The organism is Virgibacillus halodenitrificans JCM 12304 (assembly GCF_001310895.1).
GTDB classification, from domain to species: domain Bacteria; phylum Bacillota; class Bacilli; order Bacillales; family Amphibacillaceae; genus Virgibacillus_Q; species Virgibacillus_Q halodenitrificans.
Genome location: NZ_BAZS01000005.1, coordinates 29171 through 44877, shown reverse-complemented (window position 1 = coordinate 44877; position 15707 = coordinate 29171). Strand labels below are relative to the sequence as shown.

Below are 15707 nucleotides of genomic sequence, written 5' to 3'. Positions count from 1 at the left end.
TATGCATGTTACCTTTAAATTGTTTTTCATTGTGCTTTGCGGTGTTTTTCTTGCGGCATGCACGGGAATGTCTCTCGGTAGTTCTACGAATAATCATCCAGATCCCAAACCTGCAGAAGAAGGAGATGGTTACATGTTGAAACCTGATGTAAAAAATATTAATGAACACTTAGAATACGAAGGACGCGACCTGAAAAAGATTTATTTTGCTGGTGGTTGCTTCTGGGGTGTGGAAGCATATATGAATCGCATTTACGGGGTATCTCAAGTTGTTTCTGGTTATGCCAATGGTAAGGGTAAAAATCCAAGCTACGAGGATGTCATTAAAGGCGATCAGAATTTTGCTGAAACGGTAGAGGTTACGTATGATCCAGAGCGTGTTTCCTTGGATACGTTGATTGACAGATTGTTCCAGGTCATTGATCCAACCTCTAAAAACAAGCAGGGAAACGATGTCGGGGTTCAATATCGAACAGGTATTTACTTTACTGACCCGGCTGAAGAAAAAGTGGTAAAATCAGCAATCGAGCGCGAACAGGAATATTATAAGGATACCATTGTAACTGAAGCACAGCCACTGGAGAACTTTTATAAGGCAGAAGAATTTCATCAGGATTATTTAGAAAAAAATCCAAATGGTTACTGTCATATAAACTTAAACACTGCAAATCAGTTTGCGATTGATCCAATTGAAATGGATAAAGAAATTGTGGAAAAGCTAAGTAAATAAATAAAAATCAAGGGCATACAATTTATCATTGTTGCCCTTGATTTATGGGTATTATTATATGTTGATTTCACATTAGTGCGGATTGTTTTGCTCTCCGGCGGATTAACCTGGCCTGCAGCCGATTAAAATCCCCTTCAATCACGCGTCCCCAAATCTACTCAACAATCAATTCATGATAATGTGCCCCTGCAATGCTCTCGACAAGTTCGGTATATTCCCTTTCAAAAGCAATAATAAAACACGTTGCCGGACCAGCTGATTTCATGATATCCTCCCCACAGCTAAGATGGCCGGCGGTTCTGTTCGTCCATTTTTGCCAGGTTGCTGCAATGCCTTTAGAGCCAACTGGCGCAACACCTTTTACGACAGCCATATCGCAAAGTTTTTTAAATAAGCGAAGTGGTGCTATTTTGTCAGCATGTTCAACCACTTCATTTCCTACCAACGGCACTCCAATTACAGCAAACCGCACATGCTTAGAGAGTACATCTAGCGCTGCACCAATAGATCGTTTCCCAATCACCGTTAATCCCAGGCCGGATTGCAGTCCAGGAAAATTACTTTCTGTGCTTCCTGTAATCGGTATTGCATCATAATCCAGTTCGTCCATCACCTGTCTTACTCCAAGCTGATAAGCATCCCAGGCTACTTCATCTGTAAAGTTTTGCATGACGACAGCATGCGGTTCGCCTCCGACTGCTAGTAAATCCATCATAGCAACACAGCATGCGTAATGCGCTACCACTGTGTTTGGAACATGAACCGCGTCCATTTCTTTTTCTCCGATCGCCCCACTATTATCAGAAGCAATCACCATTTCTTGTTTTGGTGTTAAAGGCAAAATAATGGCATTACTCATGTTGAGAACTGCTCCTATTCCTCTTTTTTCTTTTTATTGCTGCCACAGAAAACCTTAGCACTTCGGATATATTCTACATCCGGAATTTCCAGACGGGCATTGATAACTCGTGCTACAGCAAAAAAGTAATCTGACAGTCTGTTGACATATTTTAACGGAATTGGAGAAACTCCTTCTTCTGTTTTCATCAAAGTAACAATCATTCGTTCTGCTCTTCGTGCAACAGTGCGGCAAATATGAATGGTGCTGGCTGCATCTGAACCTCCAGGTAAAATGAAACGCTCCAATGCTGGTGCTTCTTCAATAAAGTCATCGATTTTATTTTCCATATACGTAATAGGTTCTTCGGTTAATTTATGCTCTCTTTCCTTTTTAATATTGGAAAGCTCGGAACCACAATCAAACAGTTCGTGTTGGATTTTTTCCAAATCATCGATAATATCCTTAAACATCTTCTGATCTAATTCACAGATCGCTTTGCCAACGAAAGAATTCAATTCGTCAATCGTGCCATATGCTTCCACTCGAATATCATCCTTATCCAGTCTACCTCCAATAACACTTGTCTGACCCTTATCCCCTGATTTTGTATATAATCGCATATATAACACTCCTTTTATTAATTGTATAAAACCTTACTTCAGTTGCTGTGCCACGCCATACCAGATAACATCCATCTTTTCTGCTCTTTCAGCTATATCCTGATACACCCAGCCTACTGCATCCCGCCACAATCTGTCACGTTTTTCTATTGGGACAATGCCTTTGGTAATATCTGTTCCGATGATGATGAGCTTTCGTTTGTCATTTGCCTTTTCCCACTCCAGCCATGCTTGAATCTCTTGGGCCATCTTTTCACGAATCGCTGAAGGCGTTGTCTCTTCATCCAGCAGCCTACCTACCCATTGCTCCACTCCCTCTAGTACGACGACAAGGAGATTCTCTGCTTCTAAAGGGGCTTCCAAACGAGCACTATCATAGGCAGAGCACCAATAGGATGTAATAGGGTAATGCTTTTTCACCCATTTTCGCTTTCCGTTATAGGCACCTCCTGTAACGAAGTGCATTGCTTACCCTCCTTCCAATCCGCCATATTCCAAAAAAGTCTTAATCCACGCTGATGGGCTACATGCCATTCCCAAAAATGTTTCTTTTCACGTGTGAAGGTTGATAATAACAGACGGATCACCCCACCATGTGTTACTAACAGAGTTTCGCGATGCTGTTCCTTATCGATCTGTTCCCTTAAAAGTGTCCAACCTGCCGCAACGCGTTCTTCCAATTCCGCAAAATGCTCTCCCCCAGGTGGCTTCATCTTAAAAGGATGATCGATCCACTCACGATATACTGTTACATGGCAGAGGGTCTCATATGTTTGCATTTCCCATTCACCAAAATGCAGCTCACGGAATGCTTTTCTTTCAAGTGTAGGTACATTTGGCGCGAGGCAGTCTGCTGTTTCCCTGCAACGTCTTAAGTCACTTGTTACACAGAGATCAAACCTCGGTAAAGCATCAGCTATGTCCGTAAGCTTTTGTTTCGCTTCCGTTGTAATCGGTGGATCACTCCAGCCCAAATACCTTTTTTCAAGATTTGCTTGTGTCACACCATGGCGAAAGAGTGTAACAGCAACACCATTATCCATAAAGCCAATTCCATCCCTTCTGAGCTTGCACCCAACGTATCACCAGTGATACCTCCGAAATTGTTCACTAATTTTCCAGCAATGCCATAGCCTAGCAGGACAAGCGTAAGAACCAAAATGCCATAGCCTAAAAGCAATTCTTTAGCATAAAACAGAAGAAACAGACCCATTAATAAAAGAAAGAGAACGTAAGCAAGCCAAATGCCTTTCCTGGCCCCTTGCTTGAAAAAGGAAGCCATTCCTGACTCTCTTGCTGCAGGCAATGCTTGTAGATATGCACCTAATATCATTTTACCAAGAAAAGGAATGAGTATGACCCATACATATATTTTTTCGTTAAAACCAATTAATTCATATAAAACAATAAATCGAACGAACAGAAACACGATGATAGAAAGGACACCAAATGCGCCAACACGTGGATCCTTCATAATCTCTAAGCGTTTTTCTTTTTCCCGAAAAGAAAAGTAGGCATCACTTGTATCGATCCAACCATCTAAATGGATACCCCCAGATAAAGCAATGAGGACGAGCCATAAAACAAGTGCCACTAGTATGTCCGATAAAGGGAGAGTTTGTGCGATGAATAAAAATAGTGCGTAAATACTCCCTTGGATAAGCCCCAGCAACGGAAAACTATATAATGCATACGATAAATGCTTCTGCTCCATTGGTAGCTCTCTGCGTAAGGGGATGGTCGTAAAAAATTGCAAATTAATCCCGATGCCAATAAAGATATCTTTCAGTCTAGTAAGCATGATTTTCACCCAGACTGATTGCTAATAGCTTTTGCCAATCAATATATTTTTCCACTTGAGCAGCAAGTTCCTCATAATCCTCCTCTGCAGCATGCCGGATTTCTGCTCACCATTTGCACCAAGCTCATCTTCCTCCTTGATGTGATGCATTAAACCAGGAATTACCCCAAGTACAGGTAACCCTGTATGTCGTTCGATCCACTCTCTGCCAGAAGAAAAGGTGGTCATATCACCATGAAATTTATTAATAATTAATCCCTTCACTCGTTTCCTTTCTTCAGGTGCCAGCAGCTCCAGTGTGCCTACAATGCTTGCAAAAGCCCCGCCTCTGTCAATATCTGCAACCAAAATAACAGGAACATCAGCCAGCTCGGCAATCGCCATATTCGCAAGGTCCCGGTCCTTTAAATTCATTTCTACAGGACTGCCTGCTCCTTCGATCACCAACAGATCATACTTCTTCTCCAGTTCAGATAGGCCTGTTTGAACGGCTTGTTTTGCACGATCATAATATACCGACTTAAACGTACTTCCTTGAAGCTTTCCTTGAGCTTTTCCCAAAAATAGTACTTCTGTTTCTTGCTGCGGATATGGTTTTAAGACAATTGGATTCATATATACAGAAGGCTCAATTTTAGCCGCCTGTGCCTGCTGAAATTGAGCAATACTCATTTCTATATCCTCTCCCAATGGGATCGTAAAACTGGACATGTTCTGGGCCTTGAAAGGAGCGACAGCATAACCTTTATTTACATATAACCGGCACAGCGCCGTTGCAAGCAAACTTTTCCCTACATTGGATGCTGTTCCTTGAATCATGATTCCTTTCATCTTTTTTCTCCTTTCATGCAGACAGGGATCCCTGCTTCTACGAGATAAGCGCTATCCGCCTCCCCGACAATTTGTTGGTGCAGCTTGCCAAGAATATATTGATAGCGCTGAACAAGCTCGGTGGAGGAAGGAATCTCGTGAACAACCTCATTGGATACGAGAATGATGGCTGCGCCTGTTTTTCGTAAATTGCTTACATCTTTCCAAATTTGCTGAATCACTTGCTCTGCATCTTCCATTTTTCTCAGGAATAAATAATTATTAAGTAGTGTTGTTACACAATCCAGTACCAAAATATCTTTCTTTCCAAATGAAGAAGCAATTTCATACACATCATATGCACATTCCCATGTCTCCCAATATACATCGGAAGCATGCCTGTCCTTCTGATGCCGTAAAATACGCTCCGTCATTTCCTTATCTGATGCCACACCACAAGCAATATAATGGAGTTTTGTGTTTGGTGATTGCAAATGTAGATCTGTTGCGATTTTTTCTGCAAATGAACTTTTGCCACTACGTACGCCGCCGGAAATGAGAATCATTCTTCCTTCTTCCATTGTACGAGAGCCTCCATCAATTGATTGTTTTCTGCTTCCTTCTTCACTGCTGCACGGAGCCAATTCCCCTCCAAACCAGGGAAATTATATGTATGTCTTAATACAAGTCCTTTTTCTAATAAAAAATAATATAAGCTTTCTTGTGATGCAGCTGCTGGATCCTTCAGCAAATAAAAATTTACTGCAGAAGCGCTATGGATATAATCGGATCGCTGAAGAAAATGAAACACTCTATCTCTTTCTTTTGTAATGAAATTGGTCGTATCCTTCACATGTTCCTGCTCCAGAAGGCAAGCAACTCCTGCTTTTAATGCGATACCATTGAGTGCCCAGTGAGGCTGCCGTTTACCGATTTGCTCCACCACTTCCGGATGTCCGACAAGATAGCCGAGACGTAACCCGGCAATATGGTACATCTTTGTAAGCGAACGAAGAACGAGTAAATATGGGGAATTACTGGCTTTCTGAATAGCTGTGGCAGGTGGACTAACAAAATCATAAAAAGCTTCATCCAGGATCAGCAATGTTTTTGCTTCCTCACATGCTTCTATTAGCCAATTCATTACATGTTGATCAAATGCGATTCCGGTCGGATTATTCGGATTACAAAAGAACACTGCGTCTGCAGCTTGTAACTTCTTATGTAGTACTTCTTTATCCAATGTAAAAGCCGGTGGTTTAAGCTGATAATAGGAAATATTACAATCCTCAACGCGGCATGCCGTTTCGTATTCCGAAAAAGCCGGCTGGGCAATAAGAACGTTTTTACCATGAAGAAAACGGGCGATCAATGTAATCAGCTCAGCAGCGCCATTTCCTGGTAACAGGCTTGCAGGCTCTATCTTTTCCTTCCTGGCTATTTGTTGCTTCAATTCGGCAAAATGCGGATCTGGATAATCATACACCGCTTGCAGCCATTCCTGCCAACATGCTTGAATGGAAGCTGGCGTGCCTAATGGATTGGTATTTACACTGAAATCAATAACGTTGTCTGGTGCTTCCATTCCTAGCGCCTCATAAACATGCTGTGTGTTAGCTCCATGTGCTGGTAAGTACAATGCAGCCCCCTCCTATCCATAACAAGATAAAAAACAGCCAAACCGTATGTGTCATGATGCGATTCGTCTGTATAATATGTTCTTTTTGCAGTTGGTGAATGGCTTGTCCCATCCGTTCACGCTCCGATTTTATTCCTTTATAATAATTCACACCACCAAGCTGGACACCGAGAAGGATTGCTACAGCTGCTTCTCCCCAGCCACTGTTTGGGCTTGGATGCTTCTTCGCTTCCTGTCTAAGCTGCGATAATGCCTGTCTTTTTAATAGTATGTTTGAACGATTGGCCATCATCATGCAAAAGCCTGTTAATCTGCTGGGGATCCAGTTTACAACATCATCAAAACGGGCCGAAGCCCAGCCAAAATAAAGATACTGATCATTTTTATACCCAACCATGGAGTCACATGTATTCACTGCACGATACGCCATGGCCAGCGGTGCACCACCAATACATGCCCAAAATAGTGGTGCAGTAATACCATCACTACAGTTTTCTGCCACCGTCTCCACTGTAGCTCTCGTAATTTCACCTTCATCAAGATTCGCTGTGTCTCTGCCAACAATCATAGAGACACGCTGCTTCGCCTTCTCCATGTTGCCATCCTTCAGTGGTTGATAAACACCAAGCGCAGCTTCCTTCAAACCTTTTTGAGCAATCGTTGTAGCAATAAGCATTGCTTCTACGGCGATCCCTAAAATACTATGTATCTGATAAGCAGCCAGGACAATGCCCCATGTAACAAGGAATACGATTACTAAAATAAGTACGAGCAGGACGATTCCCTTTGCTTTCCGATGTTTTCCTTCGTTAAGAAATCGCTCCAGCCGCAAAATAAGCGAGCCAATCATTTTCACCGGATGTGGCCATGTTGGTGGATCGCCAATGAGCCGGTCAATAATCAGGGCAAATGTGATGCTAAGTAAGTTATGCAGAATCATAATTTCCCCTCTTTTTATAATTTTTGAGTGCTTTTTTTGTTTCTGTATACACACTCTTTCCGATCAATTCTCCAAGCTCTGTTGCTGTTCCCGCATAGGGCAAATCTGCACCTGATTGTGTTGCAGCAATCAATATACTGTCTGTTGAGGTTCCCGTAGCAACTGTATTTGTACGTTTATCCCGAATATCCAACTCTTGAAGCACTTTTGCCTTTGCCTCAGTTGCTGTAATCACAGCCTGAATAAATGCTTCTTCAGATAGCTTTCCATTTATAAAAATCCAAGTGTTAATCGTCCCTTGAGGAACAGGAGTAGTAGCTGCCTTTACTGCTGTACTATCCGTCGCGTTACCGACACCTGCTGTTACTACCGTTAACAACGAAAAGTTCTCTTTTTCCCAGCTTCCATAAGCTGCGTCCTTTAATTGAACAGCAGTCATCATACCAACTGTTTGTGATGTATCAAATCCATGCTTTTCCAAGTAGGCATGCATATCCTCATAATGATCTGAACAATCATAGTCCTTGGAAACATGACGATTCACAAACTGCTGATACCAACCAATTCCTGCTCCACATACACCGGAAGAAAGCGTACGTAGCGGTTTCGGAGAACGCAAAGCAATGTGATCCTCCCTGCATTCAAGCATAGAAGCATTGATGATAACCTGATGATTCGTCTTATCCTCATATTTAGGCACAAGATGCATTTGTGGCTTCGCTATCGTTGGATGTGCATGCTTTTTAATATCTGTTCGATAAACATCCTTCAACATCGCTTCGGTCACAACTCCATCCGGTGCGTGTAAAGCCATTGTCTTTCCTTGTGATAATAATAGCAACCGATCACAATACAAGCTTGCCAGATTTACATCATGAAAAATAGAAATAACGGTTAGCTTTTGCTCGATTGCCCTTTGCTTCAGTAAATCCAATAATTCCTTTTGATAGGCTAAATCCAAATGATTTGTCGGTTCATCAAGCAACAGTATTTCCGGTTCCTGGGCCAATGCCTGTGCCAAAAACACCCGTTGCTGCTCACCACCAGAGAGCTCCTGCACCGATTGATCCTGAAAGGAAACAATTTTTGTCTGCTGCATTACTTCCTGAACCACCTGTTCATCAGCTGCTGTCCATGTCTGGAAGAGCCCTTTATGATGTGCATACCTCCCTAACGCTACTGTTTCCTTAACGGTATATGGGAAGGCATGTGAAGTAAGCTGTGGCAGGACAGCCATTTTTTTGGCAAGCTCCTTCCGTGAGAAATCACTTATATGTTGCTCGCCAATTGATATGGAACCCTCTATACAGGGCAGCAATCCACTAATCATTTTTAATAATGTTGTTTTGCCACTTCCATTCGGTCCTAAAATACCGAAGAACTCTCCTTTGCCTACAGAAAAATGAATGTCCTGGACAATCGGTTCTGCATCATACCCTCCTGCAACTTGTTCAAGATGCAACATTACAAACCGCCTCTACTTCCTTTTCGTTGTTTAATTAAAATCATTGCAAATACCGGTGCACCAATCAATGCGGTAATTACACCAATCGGCAACAGACGCGGGGAGATGATCGTCCGGGATACTAAATCAGTTAAAATCAAAAATCCTGATCCCGTAATAATGGATAATGGAAGCAAATGGACATGGTCCGGCCCCCATAAAAGCCGTGTTAAGTGTGGGATCACCAGCCCAACAAAACCAATGGCTCCTGAAACAGCAACAGCAGCACCTGTTAATATCGAACCAGCAGCTAAAATAACCAGCTTTCTTTTTTGTACATCTACACCTAAATGCTGTGCCCGTTCTTCCCCAAACGACATGGCATTCAACTCTTTACTATTGATCATAAGTAAAAGCGCGCCAATGACGAAAAAAGGAATAATTATCCCAACATAGTCCCAGCCCCGCATGGATACACTGCCAAGCAACCAGCCAATAATTGCTTCCAGCTGATCACCTGTAAGCGCAATCATCAAGGAAATAAATGACCCCAGAAAAGAGCTGAATATAATTCCCGTTAAAATAATTGTCTCCACTCGCATCGTTTTTTCCACTTTACGTGCAAAGAACAGCACAATTAAAATCGTAAGCAATGCTGTTGCAATACTGAAAACCGGTAATGTATAGAGTCCTAAGAATGGGAGACTAATGTTAAAAAATATAGTAATAACCGCACCAACAGATGCTCCCGAAGATACCCCGAGAATGTACGGATCTGCTAATGGATTTCGCAGCAAGCCCTGAAAGGCCGCTCCGGCAATTGCAAGAGAGGCTCCTACCAGACCTGCTAATAGCACCCGAGGTAAGCGAATTTGAAAAATGATATTTTCATACATCGGATCCACCTGATCAGAAACCGGAAAATGAAACAGATGGGCTGCTATCACATGCACAATATCCCCCACCGGCACCGTCACACTGCCAACAGATATGGCAGTAATAGCGGCAGCGATCAGGAATAATATGGATACGGTATATGCTACTATATATTTACTCTGCAAAAACGTCCGGATAGACAACCTTCGCAAGCTCCTTTGCACCCTCAACCAAACGTGGGCCTGGGCGGCTAATCAAGTCTGAATGAATATCATATACAGCTTCGTTTTTTATTGCAGTAACACTATCCCATCCATCACGACTCAATACGGACTCCTCGGCATTTTCCTCGTAATGACCATATGTAGTTACAATCACATCTGGATTAAGCTTTACAATCGACTCTGGATCGATTTGTACCCAACCGTCCTGTTCTTTTGCTGCATTTTCTGCATGGATGATCTGCAATAAATTATTGAAAAATGTATTCTTCCCAGCTGTGAAAATTTCCGGGGCAGGAGACACTTCAAAGAAAACAGATTTACGATCTTCCTCACTAATCGTTTTTGCCTTTTCTTCCAGTTTCGCAAACTCGTCTTTCATGTTACCGACAATTTCCTCAGCCTTTTCCGTTGTACCTGTAATCTCGCCTATTTGCTGGATCGATTCATATGTCTGATCAACATTCTGTGCATCTGCAACGACAAATACACTTATTCCTGCATCACGTAACTGCTGCAGTCCCGCCTCTGCATTATGTGCACTGGAAGCATGTGCAAGCACAAGGTCTGGCTTTAGACCAATGATTTTTTCAATATTTAATTCCATGCCACCGATTTTTTCCTTTTCCTGTACGGCTTCCGGATAATTATCATGATCAGATACGCCAACAACCTCTTCATCTAATCCTAGCGCAAAAGCAATTTCCGTGTTACTAGGAATTAATGATACAATATGTTCCGGCTTTTCTTCCAGGGTAACTTCCTTGTCAATTGCATCCGTTAAGGTAACTGGAAAATCACCTTGACCGGTTTCTTCTGTTTGTTCTGTGTTTGTTTCCTCGTCTTTTGCTTTGTTCGAAGCATCGTTGTCACCAGAATCACCTGAGCCACAACCGACCAAAAGCCCGATGGATACGATTAATACAAATAAAAATGATAAAAGCTTTTTCAATCTGTTCTCCTCCTTTAAGTTATATACCTGTGAGAGAAATGATTATGTAAAGGATGTGAACGCGCAAACGATCTTTTCTACCAATGGAAACCCCATATACGGCTCATCTACCAAGTCATTATTTCCTAGGAAATGAAAAAAACATCTCCAGGAAATGAAGATGAATGGTAAAAGAAAAGGTTTTAATTAACATGCATACCTGTTCCTTTACACCCTCCTATTCCTCGTAGGCTGTGGTGCATCGGGGTTGCAGGCAGGTCTCCTGACTTATGGTCATCACTCGCTGTGACCCTTCCCATACTAATGTACAGTGGTAACACACAGCTAGCTCGCAAATACAGTGGCGGGACCGCGTTGGCTTCTCACCAACTTCCCTTTTACGATTTCTAAACAGAAATCACCTGCACCCTATGAATAAAATTGTAACTGCCTTCATTATACATATTTTTGTGGAGTATGTCATTTTATAGTGGAACATTTGGGTGGGCTGGATGGGCGTGCGGGTGGCTCTCTCGATTTGGGCGGGCGAGTCTCTTCATTTGGATGCGTGGGTCTCTCATTTGGGTGCGTGGGTCTCTCATTTGGATGGGCGGGTCCCCAAATCGGCAAAAAAATAAGCCATTAAAGCTATCCATACCTTAATGACCTATCTATCAATATTATTTTTTGCTTTCAAAATCCGATAAATATTTTCTAAATCAGATGCTGTGAAAAGCGTGTTCTCCTCGGCTAGTTGATTCTTGAAAAATGCAGCTAATTCTTCTTTTTCAATACACACATTTACATTTTGATTTTCCGAGTAATTAATTACTTTATTTTCCTCGTCAGATGAATAACTATAATATACAATCGGCGTCACAAAATTGGATTTCTTATTTTCCTTCAGAAGAAGCTTTCTTAATTCCAATGCTGTTCTCATCACTTGAGCAGCTGGATTACCATATGACAATAGCCTTAATTCAAGCTGACTTCTTCCATCGACTTTTCTATTTTTGTTTAACATCTTTTTAATAACAAGGGTTTGTTCTTTCTTTAGTTCATAGCTTGAAAACATGTTATCCAATAAAATAGAAAGTGTTTCATCGTTTTGGTTATTTTTAGTGACACCATGTAATACTGTCCCCGCCCAGTGCTTCGTTTCAATTACGTAAACACCCGTCGGCAGGAGTACTAAATGATCGATTTGCCTTGTATATAAATTCCCGTCTTCCCATATTGGTACAAACAAATTACCACCGATAATCATTTCATTGTACGTAATTACTCCTTCTCCAACCAGCTCATACTTTAATTCCTGTAACAGGTTGTGTGTCTCAACTTCGCCTCTATTAATAGAAAATTCCTGGAGTGTTTCAATATATTTGTCTTTATCATTTAGTTTCTGAACAAAATTATCATTTATTCTTTTAATTTCATCATGATAGTGCTGATATAAGCTACTTTCCAATTTCTCATATTCTGTTTTATGCGATTCATTCGCCTCTTGAATTGTTGCAGCAGTTTCTGAGTGGTTTCTCTCAATTTCTTCCATAAATATTTTATGTTGTTTTTTCTGTCTAAAAAACAAAAACAGACTAAGTCCAATTAATAAAATAATGATGGGTATGTATATTAATTCCAATCCAAAAACTCCTTCCATCTTCATTTTACGACAAATGAAGGAATTTTTCTGCAAAAAAGGTAAAATCATATATAAATAGAATAAAAGTCCTATTATATAAACGATAGATTTAATTTTTCTGTATTAATGTTTAAACTTATATTCGAATATAACTATGCAGTTTCCAGTAGAGATTTATTCATTATTTAATCACAATTCCCTTCTCTTGAAATTCTTTTTTTATTTTTTTCGTTGGTTCTTGTAAATGAATTAAATGTTTATTCTTTTTCATAAAAAAATATTTGTATATAAATTTGACAGCCAAATATGCATTAATTATTGAGAAGAAAGCAAAAACGGCAAGCATCATTATATTCGTTAGGTTTTCAGATTTACTAATTACAATCTGAGCTATTACATAGCCTAATGCAGGAGCAATAACTATTAAACTACTATATTTAACTACGTTTTTCCCCGCTTTTCTTTTGTTATCTCTTATATTAGAATAACTTTTAATATAATAGATGACTAACAGGACTACAATTAAAGTATATATAGTAACAGATGTAACATAAAAATAGGTGGCTCCTATATTTAAATCGTAATAACTCATCTTCAAAAAAGTCACAAGATGGATGATTGAGGCGACTGTTCCCAAAAAACCAGTAAACAAAATAGCTTCAAATTGTACAGTATATGGGTTTTTAAATAATATTCTTAATGCCCAGATATGAATAAAACAGATTAAAGGCATGGTTATAATCCAGATAATATGAACTCGTGGCTACAGTAACGGCAGCAATGCTGTATCTAAAAAGATAATTAAAAATATAGTTATTCCAGGCTTAATATTAAATGTATCAATAAAAGATAACATCTTATTAAATTGTAAAGGTAACTGCTTTCTGCTTAGGTTTTGATCAATTCTCATTTATGCCCTTCCTTCAACGAATTTCTTTTTATAATACGTTACTTAAACTAATTAGCAATGGTTTTGTCTGACTTAACCGTATGAAGATTAAAGCATAAAAAACCTTGAATAGCATTTAGCCAGCCAAGGTTATAAAATTTTTTAGAGCTATATAATTATCTTTTGTGAGATTAATCTCTGTAATCAAACCTTCAATTAGCTGTTGCTATCTCTTTCTTCTATTAATTCTAAAAAAAGATCTTGTAGTTCTCCTTCTGTGTCGTTAGAATCAAGCAGTAATTTGAGTTCAAACGGACAATCATTTAAAGTTGAGCTTCCATCAATTACACCTAGCATGTTAGAAATGGTATCAATCATGGTTTGTTCAATTATTCTCATTAAAGTATCTTTATTTTCATCAGTTAAACTTTCGTAAAAACCAATAGCGTTTTTCCAATATTCATCTGTTTTAGAAGTAACATTCGTTGTTTCATACAAATTTTTGTATAGTTGAAGGTTCTCTTTAACTATAGACTCATAAAGCGATTTAACAAAAATATCATTCATTTTACATGTTTTTTCAGTTACATTATTAAAGTAACTGCACTCCAACTTGCTCAAAAAATTTCACTTTTAGCCTCTCTTCTTTCTCCACATACATAATTAAGGCTTTGTCATCTTTTTTTATACTTGTTACATTATGAAAGTCCCCTGTAAACACAATTAAATCATTAAATGTTAAACTTAGACTAACCATTTGTTGATATACATCCATTGTTAAAATCACCTTAAAGTTTTGTCCATCTTTATATGTATAAATTAACTCCCCATCATCTGTATTGCCTGTGATACTTATTGGCTCACTTAGAAAAAGTTCTAATAGATCATATTCATCATACTTTATAAACATCCTATTCATCCTTTTATTAATTATTTCGGTATAACTGTAATAACATCGCCTACTTCATTTATAATTACTTTGATATCTTGGGTTCCGTGAATAAACGTTCCGCTTCTATTACCTGGTATCTTTTTAGTATTCGCTATAGCATCTTCAATAACTGAAGGTGGAATATCTCTTGGATCTACGTATTTTTTGATAAAGTCACTAAATTCCTTTGTTTGCGGTTTATACCCTAAATCTTCAGCTTTTTTAATTGCTCTATTTGTTAAAGTAGCTTTCACTTCAGGAATGTCAGGTGCCATTCTTTCCAAAGCATGCTGCGAATACTTTCTCTCATTTATTATTCCTCCACCTACTGACATACTCCAACCAATTTCACCCATACCCTTACCAACCTTCCCCACATCCGCTGCTTTCTTCGCTCCTGCTACATCATCCAGTGGTTTCAGTAGTTTGAATGGGGTTGGGAGTAGAAAAAATCCTGATAAAGCACGTTCATTTATCGCTGCTTCACTATTCATAACGGTGGCGATGTCATCCGTAAAATAGTGGTGAGCCATAGTCGCATAACCAGCAAGACCATCTGGTGTACCTGCTAATGAGGAGTTTCCACCAACTACTTTACGTTTGTCCCAAAACGTAATTGGTCCATAATCAGGTTGTTTAACATCGTCAGCGTTGAAGCTGACATCTTTTTCATCCAAATTCTTTAAATACTTAGATATGGCTTCTTCCTCTTGGACAGAGAGCTTATTTTGTTCAGCTAGCTGCTGATACTCTACTGATGTCTCTATCTTATCAAAATTCATGGGGGTCTTACTAACTGAATGACCACGATAGGAGAGAGGAAACATCTTATGCGGGAGCTGCATGGCCATATATGGCGCGATATATGCAAAATTTGACTGAAGCTTTTCAAGTGCGCTCTCCAAAGGATAAATTTTTTCCATCATTTTATTGTGAGTTTCACTTGTCTCTAAAGCAAATCTGTTATACTCCCCAACCTGCACCTCACCACTTTTAAACTTTCCACTCAGCTCTTCTATGTAGTTTTTCATCACCAATAGATCTTTCTCTACTTTTTCAAGTGCTGCGGTTTGGGTGCGGTCCAGTTCATGAAGATTTTCTAATGTATTATTCGTTTTCTGCTTCCCTGTCTGGACAGATTTAACAAGCTCACCTGGGTCAATTTTAGTTAGTGTCACAATGTCTTTCACTTCATCCAGTGCTATATTTGCCTCGTCACTGAGACCTTCAGCCACTCGCTTCACCTTATCCAATCCCTCTTCCACATCATTTTCCAGATATTCTTGCTTTATATAGCCTTCGGAAGATGATTCAAATGTTTGTACACTTTGCTGCATTTGTTCTAGAGTTTTTTCAAAATCAGCTAAGAATTGGTACATATCATCAAAAGTG

19 protein-coding genes and 1 riboswitch are annotated in these 15707 nt (G+C 39.7%); of the genes, 1 reads left to right on the top strand and 18 read right to left on the bottom strand.

From position 1 onward, the window contains the following. Position 1: 1 nt before the first annotated feature. On the top strand, positions 2 to 730 hold the full coding sequence (gene msrA / locus JCM12304_RS04345; RefSeq protein ID WP_019375660.1) for a peptide-methionine (S)-S-oxide reductase MsrA: 729 nt from the start codon (positions 2 to 4) through the stop codon (positions 728 to 730). 154 nt (positions 731 to 884) lie between these two features. Here the strand turns inward: msrA and JCM12304_RS04340 are convergent, their stop codons facing one another. The 18 genes from JCM12304_RS04340 to JCM12304_RS04260 form a co-directional block, all read right to left on the bottom strand. After that, positions 885 to 1589: a hypothetical protein gene (locus tag JCM12304_RS04340; protein ID WP_060678683.1), complete on the bottom strand. Its 705-nt coding sequence runs from the start codon at positions 1587 to 1589 to the stop codon at positions 885 to 887. Between the two features lie 14 nt (positions 1590 to 1603). Further along, entirely contained in the window at positions 1604 to 2191 is a 588-nt protein-coding gene (locus JCM12304_RS04335; protein ID WP_060678682.1) for a cob(I)yrinic acid a,c-diamide adenosyltransferase, read from the bottom strand. A 33-nt stretch (positions 2192 to 2224) separates the two neighbouring features. After that, the gene (locus JCM12304_RS04330; protein ID WP_060678681.1) at positions 2225 to 2656 is read right to left on the bottom strand and encodes a bifunctional adenosylcobinamide kinase/adenosylcobinamide-phosphate guanylyltransferase; all 432 of its coding nucleotides are present in this window, start codon (positions 2654 to 2656) and stop codon (positions 2225 to 2227) included. Further along, complete coding sequence (locus JCM12304_RS04325) at positions 2608 to 3195, bottom strand: histidine phosphatase family protein (RefSeq protein ID WP_256200759.1); 588 nt, start codon at positions 3193 to 3195, stop codon at positions 2608 to 2610. Before JCM12304_RS04325 ends, JCM12304_RS04330 begins: the two co-directional genes overlap by 49 nt. Beyond that, complete coding sequence (cobS, locus tag JCM12304_RS04320) at positions 3192 to 3992, bottom strand: adenosylcobinamide-GDP ribazoletransferase (protein ID WP_060678679.1); 801 nt, start codon at positions 3990 to 3992, stop codon at positions 3192 to 3194. Before cobS ends, JCM12304_RS04325 begins: the two co-directional genes overlap by 4 nt. A 21-nt stretch (positions 3993 to 4013) precedes the next feature. Beyond that, positions 4014 to 4823: a cobyric acid synthase gene (locus JCM12304_RS04315; RefSeq protein ID WP_060678678.1), complete on the bottom strand. Its 810-nt coding sequence runs from the start codon at positions 4821 to 4823 to the stop codon at positions 4014 to 4016. Next, positions 4820 to 5383, bottom strand: coding sequence for a bifunctional adenosylcobinamide kinase/adenosylcobinamide-phosphate guanylyltransferase (locus tag JCM12304_RS04310; RefSeq protein ID WP_060678677.1), 564 nt, complete (start codon positions 5381 to 5383; stop codon positions 4820 to 4822). The genes JCM12304_RS04315 and JCM12304_RS04310 overlap by 4 nt, the downstream gene beginning before the upstream one ends. Continuing rightward, positions 5365 to 6441: a threonine-phosphate decarboxylase CobD gene (gene cobD, locus JCM12304_RS04305; protein WP_082387976.1), complete on the bottom strand. Its 1077-nt coding sequence runs from the start codon at positions 6439 to 6441 to the stop codon at positions 5365 to 5367. Before cobD ends, JCM12304_RS04310 begins: the two co-directional genes overlap by 19 nt. Continuing rightward, positions 6416 to 7381 (bottom strand): adenosylcobinamide-phosphate synthase CbiB, encoded by a 966-nt coding sequence (gene cbiB, locus JCM12304_RS04300; protein ID WP_060678676.1) that lies wholly within the window; start codon positions 7379 to 7381, stop codon positions 6416 to 6418. Before cbiB ends, cobD begins: the two co-directional genes overlap by 26 nt. After that, positions 7368 to 8846, bottom strand: a complete 1479-nt coding sequence (locus tag JCM12304_RS04295; RefSeq protein WP_060678675.1) for an adenosylcobinamide amidohydrolase — start codon at positions 8844 to 8846, stop codon at positions 7368 to 7370. The genes cbiB and JCM12304_RS04295 overlap by 14 nt, the downstream gene beginning before the upstream one ends. Further along, positions 8846 to 9913 carry a FecCD family ABC transporter permease gene (locus JCM12304_RS04290; protein ID WP_060678674.1) on the bottom strand — a complete coding sequence of 356 codons (1068 nt, stop codon included), beginning with the start codon at positions 9911 to 9913 and terminating at the stop codon, positions 8846 to 8848. Before JCM12304_RS04290 ends, JCM12304_RS04295 begins: the two co-directional genes overlap by 1 nt. After that, positions 9876 to 10874 (bottom strand): ABC transporter substrate-binding protein, encoded by a 999-nt coding sequence (locus JCM12304_RS04285; protein ID WP_060678673.1) that lies wholly within the window; start codon positions 10872 to 10874, stop codon positions 9876 to 9878. The genes JCM12304_RS04290 and JCM12304_RS04285 overlap by 38 nt, the downstream gene beginning before the upstream one ends. A 235-nt stretch (positions 10875 to 11109) precedes the next feature. Further along, a riboswitch (cobalamin riboswitch) is annotated at positions 11110 to 11294 on the bottom strand. A 226-nt stretch (positions 11295 to 11520) separates the two neighbouring features. Next, positions 11521 to 12495 carry a nuclease-related domain-containing protein gene (locus tag JCM12304_RS04280; RefSeq protein ID WP_060678672.1) on the bottom strand — a complete coding sequence of 325 codons (975 nt, stop codon included), beginning with the start codon at positions 12493 to 12495 and terminating at the stop codon, positions 11521 to 11523. A gap of 181 nt (positions 12496 to 12676) precedes the next feature. Further along, on the bottom strand, positions 12677 to 13228 hold the full coding sequence (locus JCM12304_RS04275) for a hypothetical protein (protein WP_060678671.1): 552 nt from the start codon (positions 13226 to 13228) through the stop codon (positions 12677 to 12679). A gap of 30 nt (positions 13229 to 13258) precedes the next feature. Next, positions 13259 to 13405 (bottom strand): hypothetical protein, encoded by a 147-nt coding sequence (locus JCM12304_RS19285; RefSeq protein ID WP_157360426.1) that lies wholly within the window; start codon positions 13403 to 13405, stop codon positions 13259 to 13261. 195 nt (positions 13406 to 13600) lie between these two features. Further along, the gene (locus tag JCM12304_RS04270) at positions 13601 to 13951 is read right to left on the bottom strand and encodes a hypothetical protein (RefSeq protein WP_019375643.1); all 351 of its coding nucleotides are present in this window, start codon (positions 13949 to 13951) and stop codon (positions 13601 to 13603) included. A gap of 25 nt (positions 13952 to 13976) precedes the next feature. After that, positions 13977 to 14294, bottom strand: a complete 318-nt coding sequence (locus JCM12304_RS04265) for a hypothetical protein (protein ID WP_019375642.1) — start codon at positions 14292 to 14294, stop codon at positions 13977 to 13979. A 20-nt stretch (positions 14295 to 14314) separates the two neighbouring features. Continuing rightward, a complete protein-coding gene (locus JCM12304_RS04260; RefSeq protein WP_060678670.1) occupies positions 14315 to 15694 on the bottom strand; it encodes a T7SS effector LXG polymorphic toxin in 1380 nt (459 codons plus the stop codon). Positions 15695 to 15707: the final 13 nt, after the last annotated feature.